Here is a 12,075-nt window from a genome sequence, read left to right as displayed (position 1 = left end):
CTCATTTGAAGAAAATCGGTACATCACTAGATCAAGTGACAATAAATTATCTGCGTCTAACTTCGTTAAAGCCTGCAATTCCTTTAACTGTTTTCCCAACTTGTCAGCTAAATCATTCGGTATATCGTAAGACAGAGCTTCTGCCACGTACGCAATTATTTCATGAATTTGCTCCATGATGGGAAACACTTGAAACATTTCCTTCCCAATGTCAGGGTTTTCTCGCCAACTCTGACCGTTAAAAGTAACTTGAGAAACGACTTGTCCTGCACCCAAACAATCAAATACTGTACAGCCTTTGAAACCTTTATCCCTTAACTGACTATGAATTTGGCAACTGTAATCAGACTGCAAATTCATACAAGGAGTACCTGCCGGTTTGTTAATCGGAAAATCACTTGATGCTACAATATTAAGCGCTGTGCAACAAAGTCCAAAGCGCTTCGTACAATCAGCCGTTAGATTTTCTCTAATATTTTTGGCTGTTTCATTATCCATTTTTTACCCTCTATCTAAAAAACTTTTGAGTTTATTATACAAGATTCCTAAACAATCTGGCCCGATTGTGGAAGATTGAAAATGCGAAAGAGCTGCAAAATAATCCTCAGTAATTTCACTAAGTTGAACTAATTTTTCACGAAACAATTAAGTCCTTTATCATTTTAGTCTCTGTACCCAAATCCAATTACACGATGGGATTTTATATCTGCATAAGCTCCAACCCAGCCTAATGATGGATTATCGCCGTAAAGGAAAATCCACAAATAAACATCTACACTAGTAATTATTTACAGCCGTAGCCTAAATGTTGTCCATTCCTATTATTGTATAAAAAAATATCAGTCAGAACATCTAATCTTTCTAAAGATTGTATATGATGACTGAATGATAAGCCTGTTCACTGATGCAATTGAGAATTGTGATGAGTAAATTTACTTATCTGTTCACTTAAGAGCATTAAGTGCGACCTTTGCAGCTTCTGCGATTAGCGTATTGTCATAGGTGGCATTCTGTGTATCGCGGCTGGATAGAACTGCGATGACAATGGGAGCTCTATTCGGCGGCCAAACAATCGCAATGTCATTCCGTGTTCCATAGCTTCCTGCCCCGCTCTTATCATCGACTTCCCAGCCTGTTGGTGCACCTGTCCGGATCAATGCATCTCCAGTGGTATTTCCCCGCATCCAATCTGTCAGGATCGTACGTTTTTCAGTAGGGAGCAAGTCGCTGACTGCAAAAGCCTGGAGGCTAGTAGCAAGTGCTTTTGGTGTGCTTGTGTCCCGTTTATCTCCAGGAATAGCTGAGTTCAAATCCGTCTCGTAGCGATCAACTTGGGTAACGTTATCGCCAATCTGCCTCAGTGCAGATTCAAATCCCTCAGGGCCTCCCAGCTTCTCTAACAAAAGGTTCCCTGCGGTGTTGTCGCTATATCGAACAGCAGCCTCAATAACTTCCCGAAGAGTCATCCCGGTATCTACGTGAAGCTGTGTTACGGGTGAATACGAAACGATGTCCTCGCTTTTGTATGTGACTAACTCGTCGAGTTTATCAATTGAGTAATGCTGCAGCAATGCACCTGCGGCTAGAGCTTTGTAAGTAGATGCGTAAGCGAACCGCTCATTAGGCCGATAGGAGACAATCCGATTTGTACCTGTATCGATAGCGTAGACTCCGAGCCGGGCGTCAAATTTGCTCTCAAGATCTACAAACTCACGGTGTATATGGGATGCTGGTGTTTTCGTGACAGCCTTTCCGGGCTTGTCAGAAGGGTTATGGGTGGTCATAGACCAGCCGGCGAGAGGTACAATTGCAACCACTAGCACAAGCAGGGCAAAAATAAAATTATTCATACTGAAAATATTATGTGTTTTCCTCAAAATCTTAACCTCTTTCTATTAATAATAGATGTCCTGAAAATAGAATAAGCGGGTTTAATCATTATGTTTGATTAACACCAATCGGCTATTAAACAGCAGATTCTAAAAATTGTGTATTACTTTCAGATTCAATTTCATTATTTTTACAACGAAAAATTTATCCCGCTTACAGCTTATTTAATCCTATTCAATATCACTTTTTCATAACCTTAAGCTGCCCCGAAATACCGGAGGGAGAATTTCCTCCTTTCACCAATATTGATTACATGTGTAATATTAAATTATGCATAGTACTACATATGTAATATTTGATTACACATATAATACTACACTCGTAATAAAAAGATGTCAATCTCATTTTGTAGTTGGCTGTCCTTTTTCATTATGGTCAAAATATGCCCGAAAAACCCGCTGACTGATGATATTAGCTGCACTGTGCGGTTGAGCATAACCATCGCGGTAGGCATTTGGCACAATAACTGCAATGGCAATCTCGGGATCATTGAATGGGGCATAACCAGCAAAAGAAAGATTCCAAGTCTTCACCCCATTTTTATAAGATTCCGAGGTCCCGGTTTTACCCGCGGCATTGTACGGTTCGTCTTTAAAATATCCTCTCGCTGTTCCTTTGGAACCATGGGTAACCAGCCAAAAACCTTGTTGAACCCGCTTAAGCATCTCCTCACTCATATCCACCTGATTCAGCACCACTGGTTCAATTTCGTCGATTACGTTGCCTGGTTCATTGCCATCCTTATTGGGTTCACGAATCTCCTTCACCAATTGGGGCTTCATCCGGTATCCACCATTGGCAATCGTTGTAATATACTGGGCAATTTGCATCGGTGTATAGGTATCTAATTGTCCGATGGCAATTTGAAAGTAGGTGCTTGTATTGGTTCCTTTAATTCCCGCCGTTTCATTATCAAAACCAATACCGGTCGGGATGCCTAAACCAAATTGATTGAAATAATAGCGGATGGTTTCAATTTTTTCGGATTGATATTCAATGTGCCATTGGGGATATACTTGCCGCCCATGATTTCAATCGCGGTTTTCCACATATAAACGTTAGACGAACGTTCTAATGCCTCTAAATCGGTAATTCTGTTCATGACTTGGTAAGAGGAAAAGGTTCCCGACCCCTTAAATCGCATGACTTCATCCAGCTCGATTTCCCCGAAATCCCTGACACCCGTCTGGTATCCGGTTAATACGGTGGCCCCTTTTACAACGGACCCCTGTTCAAAGGCATAAGTGAAGGTTCCCGGTGTAAAATCGGTAAACTCCTGGGTCTTCCTGTTATACACTTTTCCTGACATCGCAAGAATGCGGCCTGTTTTCGGTTCCATAGCCACAACAAAGGCAGTGTCAAGCGTATCCGTATGCGGCTTTTGGATTGCACTGACTAACTCTTCCTGCATAATTTTTTCTACTTGGGCTTGAAACTCCATATCGATGGTCAGAACAATATCCTTGCCGCTCTTCCCTTCTGATACAGTCTCTTTATTCACCACATTTCCATTTGAATCTGTCACCATTTTCACTTTTTCCTTTTGGGCTTGCAACACGCCGTTATAAAGCTCTTCGATATAGCTTTTCCCGACGCGGTCATTCAGTTTGTACCCTTTAGCCGTATAGTAATCTACCTTTTCTGCCGGAAGGCCTTCATCTGCACTCGTTACTTCCCCAAGCATATTCCAAAACGTTTCCCCGTAGGTGTGGCCCCTCTTCCAATCGGTAGTGACATCCACACCCGGCAGGTTTTCCAGATTTTCATTGACCTTCGCATATTCTTCATCTGTTACATTTTCATTTTTGATCATCGTCGGGGTTAAAGAGGTGGCGGACGAAAGATTCCGGTAAATGGCCGCCAAGTTTTTGTCCATTGCCTGGAGATCGCTTTCTGTAATGCGTTTCAATTTTAATTTATATAAATCCTTGTCATTCAGCTTTTCCTGTTTGTATAATTTCTCCTCCTTATTTGTGATTAAATCCGTGCCATTGTTATGAACTAACAGCCAGATATTTTCAAATCCCTATCGGTCACTTTATTGATCTCTTTATCAGTCATGACCAGAAAGGTATTTAACTTTTTGGCCAGTTCAAGCAATTCGCCCGGCTGCGGATTTTTCGGCGATGTATAGATAATCGCCTTTTCTGGAATATTGTAGACTACTAACTTATTATTCGTATCATATATTTTTCCACGCGGAACGGAATAGCTGATGGGCGTCACATCTGTCTTCTTTGCCTGAGCCGCCTAGACTTCCCCTTAAATAATTTGGATAAAGCCAAGGCGGAGAATCAGGATAGAAAAAAAACAAAGACCATAAAAAAGAGACCATTCAATCTCCATCGGATTGGGTTTTTTACTATATTTTCTTTCTGCTTTTTCTGCTTCAAAACACATCAGCCTTTTCGTTTTAGAATGTTTGTGTAAAAGGTAGTTATAAATACTACAATTGTAGTATTTTATCCCAGAAAGTCCCAAAAAGGAAGGGTAATCCTTTCTGGGATTTATTTAATTATTAATATATCTTTTTATAATGCAGGATCTGCTTGGCTATCTCCGCTGCCTTACTTCCCTGGGCTTGACCATCCTTATTTTGAATATTAATGGCAAAATAAAAACGATCATCACCTTTATCGACAAAGCCAATAAACCAGCCATTTACATTTTTCCCATTAACCATACCGGTTCCCGTTTTACCATACAACCGCCCATTCTTTTGCACGTCTATTAAAATGGCCTTTTTTACCGCTTTGATATTATCCGCTTTAAAACCCCATTTATTTTCTTCTAATTGGTATAATAATTGGACTTGTTCAATGGGTGATATTTTTAGGGAAGATTCCATCCAGTAACTATCCAAATTCCCTGAAAGATCCTCATTCCCGTATTTTATCTTGTGAAAATAATCTTGCAGCGGCTTTCTCCCTACCTCTCGATCGGTATTCTGGAAATACCAATTCACGGAACGGCTTAAAGCAGTCGTTAAATTTTGATTTTGATTCCATTCTGGAAAGGGATAAATTTTCCCGTCCCAAACCTGTTTATTGCTATTCGGGGAAATCACTTTAGATTCCAATGCAAATAAGGCAGAATATATTTTATAGGTACTATCAGGAGAAATCCTCTGTTCACTCATCTCTCGATTATATATTTGATATTGGTTTTTAGAGGGATCATATAAAACAAAGCTGCCCTTGGAGCCCTTAAAATAGGAGCTTAGATCTTCATAGACTGCATTCTTCCCGCTAAACTGATACACATCATTTGGTGTGGCAATAACGGTGGTGATTGGAGCAAGGAATAGCACAACAATTCCTAAAACAGCACAGATGACCTTGCTTTTCCATTTCAAAAATAGAGAATCTCTAGAGTAACTTGCAATGCACTGGATTCTTTGTTTGATTTGTTTTTTTGTCCCACCTATACCTGGAGCAAACTGTTCAAGGGGCCGATTATATTTTTTATCTGCAAAACGAATGATGGTATACCCATATTCGATATATCCGCTCTCATCCAAGAGGTTTAAAACGGATGCATCACAGGCCAATTCCCGATCCATTCGAATCCTTTTTAAAGCATACCAGACGACCGGGTTAAACCAATAAATAATCTGAAACAACCACATGACGTAATTCACGAACAGATCTTTGCTTTTATGATGGTGCAGCTCGTGCAATAACACGTATTTTAATTCATTTAACGAGAACGTTTCTGTCGTTTTGCTTGGTAAAAAAATAAAGGGCTGAAAAATCCCGAACGTGATCGGCGAGGAAATAAGAGAGGTCTCCCTCAACTTTATGTTTCTTTTCACCCCAACCATCTCTTTGCACATTTCTAATAGTTTGTTTACCTTTTGGTTATGAACAGCCACAGCCGACTTTTTGATTTGATAGATTTGATAGTTTGAATAAACAGCAGCTCCAACAAAAAGAACCACTCCAATGACCCAAACTGTAAAAAATGTATGGTAGACGAAATCGGGCGTTGACTTGTTTACCGATATCGTGAAATCATGTAATAAATCGCTGTTTGGCGCCTGAGAGGCAGCCACGCCATTAATCCTTTCACTCTTCAATGGCGCTTCTCTATGAAAAAAAAGTAAGCTTTTAAAATAGTCAGTTCCTTCTTTAAGGCGAAAATAATTCCAAGGTAAAAAGGCAGCAAGGATTGGAATGCAAAGAAAATACCAAATATGATAATGTGCTTTTACTGTCATATGATTGTTTAATAGCTTTTTGATTAACAGAATGATGAAAATAAGGAGGGATACCACGATTGTACTTACTAAAATCCGCAGCAGAATGGTATCCATTATTTCTCCCCTTCTTTCTTATCCCTCATGGACAATATTTTCTTTAATTCCGATATTTCTTCGTTCGATAGCTGATCATTTTCAATAAAATTTAAGACCATTGAATTTAACGTACCGCCGAAAAACTGCTGCAGAAAGGATTTACTTTTTTGCTCAACATAATCGTGCTTTTCAACCAGTGAAGTATATATAAACACTCGCCCATCTTTTCTTGCATGCAAAGCCTTTTTCTTAACAAGGCGTGCCAACATGGTGTGAATGGTATTTGGCTTCCAATCACTCTTATTCGATAATTTCTCCACTACCTCAGGAGTCGAAATCGGCTCATAGTTCCATATAACCTTCATCACTTCATATTCTGCTTCTGATATTTGTGGAATCTCCTTCATGATAACTCTCCTACTTTTACAATTGTAGTATTTATTATAGCATGACGGTTCAAATACATAAAGAATATTCGTGACTTTAGCCTATCGTTAGTTTCTGTAGTGCTTATCAAAGAAAAATGGCTATTATAAAGCTTTTCATGTATAAGTTTTTAATTTACAGACTAATAGTGCACCCATTTAAAGACGTGCACTTTATTTGGAGAGGCGGGCATGATAGCCTGTTTTGGCTGAGCCAGGATCTTGATGCGGTCTGGCTTCATGGCTTAGTAATCGTGCCCGCAGAGGCTCCAAGTAAAGTGACAAATTGCCTGTAGTTACTTCCATTAAAGTACTCAACAATATATGAAAATAGTTTCATTATTTCCTATGAACTAAATAAAGCACTACACTACATTTAAGTGAAAGCCCTCACAATCTCTTTACCTATAACAGTTTTCATTACAGTATGTTATTCCATTAAATGGCCCTTTAATGGAGGAACATGCCAGGGGGTTGTCAACATCAACAAGAGCAAAGAAGAAAAATCCTATTTAAACTAATACAGGATTTTGATCAAACTTCCCGTTGAAGACTTTTTTGAAGTAAACAACCCTATAGTTTAAGATATTCATTATCAATTAGGAGATTGAAAATGTTATCCCTTGACCTAGAGTACACTCTAGGTTGTAGGATATTCATTGTACGCAATATTATTATTGAGAGGAGGCTATCACATCTACAGCTAATGTTAAGATTTTATGGCTAAGGATCCCAGAAAGAGAAAAGATTTGTTATGGGCTCAATACCTTTCAAATGAGTAGATTTACAATTATCACTTATTAAGGTGGGATTTGTTTGAGTTATACAATTGGTCAAGTTGCCCAAGAAACAGGTTTGTCTGTTCACACTTTACGATTTTATGAAAAGGAAGGTATCCTTCCACCAGTTAAGAGAAATGAAAGCAGCAGACGCATTTATGACTCTGCGGACATTGAATGGCTTAAGTTTGCATGTTGTCTTCGAGACACAGGAATGACCATCGATGAAATGAAAAAATTTGCACAACTCACTATACAAGGACAAGAAACAACTAAAGAACGTATTACACTGCTTGAAGAACAAAAAGAAAGAATTAATTCTCAAATTAACCAACTACTAAACAGAATGTCAATGATTGATTACAAGATTAAATTTTATTCTAACAACTTGGGGTAAAATTCCTAGGCTTATACATGCGTTTTCAATATTATGCTAGAAATCAATTAAAATTTCTAACACTAAGGAGGACATATAAAAGATGAAAACAGTATTAATTACAGGCACATCTAAAGGTATAGGCAAAGCAGCAGCAACATTTTTTGCGAATAAGGGATGGAATGTAATAGCGACCATGCGATCACCCGAAAAGGAAACCATACTGACTAATTACGAAAACATTTTAGTAACCAAGCTGGACGTTGAGAATAGAGAATCCATTGAAAATGCAATAGCCCAAGGTATTAAAAGATTTGGCAATATAGATGTTATAGTAAACAATGCTGGTTATGGTGCGTTCGGCATTTTTGAGGCAGCTGCTGAAGAGCAGATTCATCGACAGTTTGAAGTTAATGTGTTTGGTATGATGCGTGTAATCAAGGAGGTTCTACCACATTTTAGAGCAAGAAGGAGTGGAACTATAATAAATATTACATCCCAAGGAGGAAGGATTACATTTCCTTCTTATTCGCTTTATCACGCCACAAAATTTGCGGTGAACGGATTTAGCGAAGCTTTAACTTTTGAATTGGCTCCTTTTAACATTCGGGTAAAGGTGGTTGAGCCTGGTGCTACGGTTACAGAATTCGCCAGAGGTTCAATGGACTTTCTACAGGATAAGACTTTACAAGAATACAACCATTATGAAGAACTAGTCAGGGAAGGATACGAAAATATGTATAAAGAACCTCAAAGCTTATCATCTCCTGATATCATTGCTAAAGTAATCTACAAGGCTGCCACTGATAACACAAACCAATTGAGATACCCTGCCGGTCAAGATGCTGAAAAGTTTCTACTGAAAGAAAAAAAGGTATTAAGTGATGAAGAATTTGTCAATAAGATGGCTCAAAGGTTTTCTATAACACTTTAATGACCGGCACGTTTTAATAAACTATCATCATCCATTCGCTCAAAAAACCTCCATAAGGGGGTAGCATCAGGAAAATGCAGATTTACAACTTTAAGGAAATTACAATATTAAAAAGCCCAATTTCTCAGCATTAAAATTGAGAAATTGGACTTTTACCGTTACTTCGGAAAAGCGCCCTATTATGGAAGAAGTGAAAATTACTATCGGGTATATCCTAATGATTTAATGTATTTTATCTTCGGAATGTGCAATATTATTAAATCCTATTCAAATGATAGATTAGTTGCACAACGCCAGAGGAGAACGTTCTTGTTTTAACCATTTTTAAATTAATTCTCTGGTTTATATCAATAAACATCGGTTTTCCTTCTCCCAAAATAACAGGGTGAACAGATAATCTAAATTCATCCACAATCCCTAAATTGATAAAAGTTGTTATAAGACTTGCTCCACCATATAGCCAGATGTCTTTACCCGGCTTAATCTTTAATTTATTAACTTCTTCAAGAATATTATCATTTATGAATATTGCTTTATTATTTGTCCCTTTTTGCGTTTTGGAAAACACGTATTTTTCTTTACTATGAACCAGATCCCACATTTCCTTGTCGCTATCAGGTTCTTCCGTTTTCGGGATATATTGTCCCCATTCATCGTAACTTTTTCTACCATATAAAATAGTATCAATTTGATTTAAGAAATTAATAAAACCCATCTCAGAGTCCATGATACACCAATCAACTTCCCCATTTTTTCCCTCAATAAAACCATCTAAAGTTACAGCTAAATCTAAAATTATTCTTCTTGATCCTACGTTTTTGGACATAATTCTTCCTCCCTTTAATCAAATAGATATGGCCTGTGTGTAGTAATGTAACCAAATATTACGTTAATCATTAGCGGACATAAAAAACGAGAAAAAGTAATAGTGAACATCCATTTTTTCTGCCGGGACCCCTACATACAAGGAGAAATTTTGACTTCATCTCCATTCACCTAGCGTGATAATGTCCCCTAAGTAATATTGGTTGACATCGTAAGCATAAAAATCAGACTTGTATGTCCGCTAATACTTATTAAGAAAGTTCCATTCGTACACAGACACCTAGTATAATACTTAATGATGACATCTATTGTCATAATTAAATATCTTTTAAATAATTATTTAGGTGGGTAGTTATGCGCGCTGATAGGCTTATTTCCATTATACTTCTGCTGCAACATAAAAGAAAATTGACAACCAGAGAATTAGCTAAGGAATTAGAGGTAACTGAACGTACCATTCATCGTGATATGGAAGCATTGAGTGCAGCAGGTATTCCCGTTGTGGCTGAACGCGGTAAGGCAGGAGGGTGGAGATTACTAAAACAATATCGAACAAATCTAACTGGTTTGAAAGCCAATGAAATTAAGTCTTTGCTTATTTCACCGTCATTCCAGTTGCTTACTGACTTAGGATTAACAAAAGATTGGCATGAAGCACGTCAGAAAATACTTGCTTCGATTCCAAGCTCCTTCCAGAAAAATGCCGATGACATATGGAACCGAATCCATGTTGATACAAGTGCTTGGAGGCAGTCAACTGAAAAAATGGAGTCATTCAAAGTTTTGCAACAAGCAATTTGGGAAGATCGGAAACTACAATTGAATTATGAACGGGCAGATGGGGAGTGTGTTGAACGAGTTGTTAACCCTTTGGGATTGGTTGCCAAAGGCAGCACATGGTATTTAATCGCATTATCAAACGATCAAATTCGAAATTATCGAGCATCCAGAATCAAATCTGCTCTATTAATGAGTGAAACATTTACTCGACCAAATGACTTTAATTTAGCCCAATATTGGAATAGCTCAACACAAGAATTTATTAAAAACCTACCAAGATATGAGGTAGATGTTGAAGTATCTCCCTCTATCGTTCATAGAATAAAGTTTACTGGACGATTTGTGCAAATATTAAAAATTGAATCTCCCATAGAAAATGGATGGACCTCAATAAAGCTGTGTTTTGACACCGAACAAGAAGCAAAAGAATATATTCTAGGCTTAGGGAATCAGATAAAAATCATAAGACCTAACACCTTAAAGCAAGATATATATGATATGGCAAGGGCTGTAATCGATTTTTATGATCAAGAGAATCAAATGTAAAATAAATGTCCTGAAAGTAGAAAAACATTTTAGTATAATGCTGCATATAAACTAGACAATAAAAAAGGAGTTTCTTAGTTGTATGTCGAACACTCGAAGAAAGTTTAACCCAGAAGAAAAAGCACGAATTGTACTGGAAATTCTGAAGGAAGAAAAGTCAGTTTCACAGCTCACTTCTGAGCAAGGAATCCATACGAATGTCCTCAACCGGTGGAAATCCGAGGCGGTGCAAAACTTTTCGCAGCTGTTTGTGGACGATCGTAAAGGTATCACAAAAATGAAAAAGGAATACGAGCAACAGATCAATGAACTCTACGCCGAGGTTGGTAAGTTAACCACCCAATTGTCGTGGCTTAAAAAAAAATCTGGCCTCTAACCTTTCTCGTGAAGAAAGGATCGATCTTGTTGAATGGGATTGCCCCGAACATTCCATCCTCGTACAAGCGGATTTACTTAGCCTAAACCGCACCAGCCTGTACTATAAGCCGGTCCCTCCATCTCCGGAGGAAATTCGCCTCAAGCACCGGATTGATGAGCTTTACACGAAGCATTCCTTTCTAGGCTATCGAAAGATAGCAGCCATTATGAATCGAGAAGGGGATTTTATTCACGAAAATACAGTAAGACGCTACATGCGAGAGATGGGTATTATGGCTATCTATCCTGGTCCAAATCTAAGCAAAAGGGATCTCCAGCATCAGATTTACCCCTACCTGCTTCGAGGACTAAACATTACTCAGCCCGACCAGGTATGGAGTGTAGATATCACGTATATCCGAATGAAGCAAGGCTGGATGTACCTCTACGCGGTCATGGATTGGTATTCTCGCTACATTGTGGATTGGCAGCTGGTCAAAGTCTTGAAATCGAGTTCGCATTGGAAACGATGAGAAGGGCGTTGGCCAAACATAAACCAGCCATTATCAACAGTGATCAAGGGAGCCACTTCACTAGTCCACAATACACAGATTTGCTTAAGGAGAACGAAACACGCATCAGTATGGATGGCAAAGGACAACATCGTCATAGAACGTTTCTGGCGCAGCCTAAAGTATAATGAAATTTATATCAATGACTACAATAGCCCACGGGAAACCAGGCAAGGTGTGGAACATTATATCTAACTGCACAATCACTACTTGCCTCATCAGTCTTTACAAAACTATACACCGGCTGTTGTGTATAACCCGGAAGCCGAACTGTTATCTACATGTGAATAACAC

General features: G+C 38.4%; 10 protein-coding genes and 2 pseudogenes. 4 read left to right on the top strand and 8 right to left on the bottom strand.

Going from position 1 to position 12,075, the window contains the following annotated elements; all coding sequences use genetic code 11:
• The 7 genes and pseudogenes from ELQ35_RS03230 to ELQ35_RS03210 all read right to left on the bottom strand — a co-directional run.
• Positions 1–498: pseudogene (locus tag ELQ35_RS03230) on the bottom strand (pentapeptide repeat-containing protein); the annotation flags it as partial.
• Between the two features lie 446 nt (positions 499–944).
• Entirely contained in the window at positions 945–1,850 is a 906-nt protein-coding gene (gene bla, locus ELQ35_RS03225) for a class A beta-lactamase (protein WP_370873501.1), read from the bottom strand.
• Positions 1,851–2,231: 381 nt separating this feature from the next.
• On the bottom strand, positions 2,232–2,813 hold the full coding sequence (locus tag ELQ35_RS23390) for a penicillin-binding transpeptidase domain-containing protein (RefSeq protein ID WP_281278097.1): 582 nt from the start codon (positions 2,811–2,813) through the stop codon (positions 2,232–2,234).
• A gap of 14 nt (positions 2,814–2,827) precedes the next feature.
• Positions 2,828–3,829: a penicillin-binding transpeptidase domain-containing protein gene (locus ELQ35_RS23385; protein ID WP_281278096.1), complete on the bottom strand. Its 1,002-nt coding sequence runs from the start codon at positions 3,827–3,829 to the stop codon at positions 2,828–2,830.
• A gap of 62 nt (positions 3,830–3,891) precedes the next feature.
• Entirely contained in the window at positions 3,892–4,116 is a 225-nt protein-coding gene (locus ELQ35_RS22965; protein ID WP_246025952.1) for a hypothetical protein, read from the bottom strand.
• 292 nt (positions 4,117–4,408) lie between these two features.
• Complete coding sequence (locus tag ELQ35_RS03215; RefSeq protein ID WP_126863392.1) at positions 4,409–6,205, bottom strand: BlaR1 family beta-lactam sensor/signal transducer; 1,797 nt, start codon at positions 6,203–6,205, stop codon at positions 4,409–4,411.
• Positions 6,205–6,594, bottom strand: a complete 390-nt coding sequence (locus ELQ35_RS03210) for a BlaI/MecI/CopY family transcriptional regulator (RefSeq protein ID WP_126863391.1) — start codon at positions 6,592–6,594, stop codon at positions 6,205–6,207. The genes ELQ35_RS03215 and ELQ35_RS03210 overlap by 1 nt, the downstream gene beginning before the upstream one ends.
• Before the next feature lie 834 nt (positions 6,595–7,428).
• On the opposite strand from ELQ35_RS03210, the gene ELQ35_RS03205 reads away from it, so the two are divergent.
• Positions 7,429–7,788 (top strand): MerR family transcriptional regulator, encoded by a 360-nt coding sequence (locus tag ELQ35_RS03205; protein WP_126863390.1) that lies wholly within the window; start codon positions 7,429–7,431, stop codon positions 7,786–7,788.
• 82 nt (positions 7,789–7,870) lie between these two features.
• Positions 7,871–8,701, top strand: a complete 831-nt coding sequence (locus ELQ35_RS03200; protein ID WP_126863389.1) for an SDR family oxidoreductase — start codon at positions 7,871–7,873, stop codon at positions 8,699–8,701.
• Positions 8,702–8,957: 256 nt separating this feature from the next.
• On the opposite strand, the gene ELQ35_RS03195 is transcribed toward ELQ35_RS03200, so the two are convergent.
• Positions 8,958–9,527, bottom strand: a complete 570-nt coding sequence (locus ELQ35_RS03195; RefSeq protein ID WP_126863388.1) for a dihydrofolate reductase family protein — start codon at positions 9,525–9,527, stop codon at positions 8,958–8,960.
• 353 nt (positions 9,528–9,880) lie between these two features.
• On the opposite strand from ELQ35_RS03195, the gene ELQ35_RS03190 reads away from it, so the two are divergent.
• Positions 9,881–10,852 carry a helix-turn-helix transcriptional regulator gene (locus ELQ35_RS03190; protein WP_126863387.1) on the top strand — a complete coding sequence of 324 codons (972 nt, stop codon included), beginning with the start codon at positions 9,881–9,883 and terminating at the stop codon, positions 10,850–10,852.
• 82 nt (positions 10,853–10,934) lie between these two features.
• A pseudogene (locus tag ELQ35_RS03185) lies at positions 10,935–12,072 on the top strand (IS3 family transposase).
• The last annotated feature ends 3 nt before the right edge of the window (positions 12,073–12,075 follow it).

Origin of the sequence: Peribacillus cavernae, from assembly GCF_003989135.1 — a bacterium.
GTDB lineage: Bacteria > Bacillota > Bacilli > Bacillales > DSM-1321 > Peribacillus > Peribacillus cavernae.
The sequence above is the reverse complement of the archived record's forward strand: the minus strand, read 5'-3'. Positions and strand labels throughout refer to the sequence as shown.

Coding starts and splice junctions, on each gene's coding strand:
- ELQ35_RS03190 (WP_126863387.1), top strand. CDS start 9,881: ATGCGCGCTGATAGGCTTATTTCCATTATACTTCTGCTGCAACATAAA.
- ELQ35_RS03210 (WP_126863391.1), bottom strand. CDS start 6,594: ATGAAGGAGATTCCACAAATATCAGAAGCAGAATATGAAGTGATGAAG.
- ELQ35_RS03215 (WP_126863392.1), bottom strand. CDS start 6,205: ATGGATACCATTCTGCTGCGGATTTTAGTAAGTACAATCGTGGTATCC.
- ELQ35_RS03200 (WP_126863389.1), top strand. CDS start 7,871: ATGAAAACAGTATTAATTACAGGCACATCTAAAGGTATAGGCAAAGCA.
- ELQ35_RS03195 (WP_126863388.1), bottom strand. CDS start 9,527: ATGTCCAAAAACGTAGGATCAAGAAGAATAATTTTAGATTTAGCTGTA.
- bla (WP_370873501.1), bottom strand. CDS start 1,850: ATGAATAATTTTATTTTTGCCCTGCTTGTGCTAGTGGTTGCAATTGTA.